At 60.3% G+C, this 1,289-nt stretch carries 2 protein-coding genes; both read right to left on the bottom strand.

Annotation, left to right across the window (positions count from 1 at the left end; genetic code table 11):
- Nucleotides 1-767, bottom strand: a 767-nt coding sequence (locus BSU04_RS00005) for an IS66 family transposase (RefSeq protein WP_144021073.1), incomplete at its 3' end; no start/stop codon positions are given.
- 78 nt (nt 768-845) lie between these two features.
- The gene (gene tnpB / locus BSU04_RS00010) at nt 846-1,193 is read right to left on the bottom strand and encodes an IS66 family insertion sequence element accessory protein TnpB (RefSeq protein WP_179258142.1); all 348 of its coding nucleotides are present in this window, start codon (nt 1,191-1,193) and stop codon (nt 846-848) included.
- Between the last annotated feature and the right edge of the window lie 96 nt (nt 1,194-1,289).

Consider the following 1,289-nt stretch of genomic DNA (forward strand, 5'->3'; position numbering starts at 1 on the left):
ACGTCGCTCTCCAGCAGCACATCGCGCATCAGGTTGATCACCGGTTGAACTGCTTGACCAACCCGGATCACGCAAGCGGCCAGCGTGTTGCGCGAGATGTCTCCGCCGAAACGGCGCAGCAGCGCCGCAATCCGGTACAACGGCAGAGCGTCCATGAACTTCGACAGGATGATCCACGCCAGCGCCGCTTCCGTGAACAACCCCTTCGCAATGATGCGCAGCGGCGCCGGGGCGACTTTCAGAGTGCGGTCGCAGACCTTGCACGCATACTTGACCCGCTCGTGACGGATCACGCGAATCTGCTGCGGGATAATGTCCAGCTGCTCGCTGACTTCGACGCCGATCTCGACCAGCTCCGAGCCGTCGTGCGGGCACACGAGCTGGTCTTCAGGCAACTCGTATCGGATTACCTCGCGCGGCAACGCCGGATCGAGCGGCTTGCGTCCGCCTTTCTTGCGTTTGTGCGCAGCCACTTCAATCTCGGGGCCATCTTCCTGGGCCGGGCGCGTCGCCGGCGAGGGCGCCAGCGTCTCCGCTTCGTTCAGGAACAGGTCGCCCTGGCGGGCGTCGCGCTTCTCGCTACTCGCACCGAAGAGCTTGCGCATCATGAGCTTCAACTGCTCCTTCACCAGATCGCGCTCGGCCTTCGTCACGCGTAACTCGCCACGAAGCTCGTCACGCTCACCGCGCAGTGCGTCACGCTCATCGCGCGCGGCGATGAGCGCATTGAATTCGGCGGTGGTAATCGTGAGGCGTTCGCGGGTCATGCAGCCACTCTAGCGAATCACGCGTCCCAATGGGTTTACCTCAATTTGTAACAGCCACCGTCGCGTCTTCGCGACCATTCACGCCCGCGCGTAGCGACGCTCGGGGTGCTTGCGCATCGCAGCAAGATCAATACCCTCGAGCAGCCATTGAAATTGCTCGACGCTCAGCTCGATAACCTCGCCGGAGCGTGGCCAGGCAAAACGGTCAGCCTCAAGCCGTTTCATCATTAGCCAAAATCCATTGCGCTCATAAAGCAGCAGCTTTATACGGTCGGCACGCTTGTTGCGAAATCCGTACACCGCTCGGGCGAAGGGATCACGCTTCATCGACTGCTCAACGAGCACTGACAAGCCGTTGATGCTCTTGCGAAAATCAACCGCGTCGCGATGTAGATAAACTTTTAGACTTTGGTCGAAGTGGAACACGACGTCCTCCCCAACGAATCCATCATTGCCATCAGCAGATCGACATCGCCGCTCGTGCACAACAGCTCGACATTCACGCCATTGGGCAGATGTGCC

Origin of the sequence: Caballeronia sordidicola (assembly GCF_002220365.1) — a bacterium.
GTDB classification, from domain to species: domain Bacteria; phylum Pseudomonadota; class Gammaproteobacteria; order Burkholderiales; family Burkholderiaceae; genus Caballeronia; species Caballeronia sordidicola_C.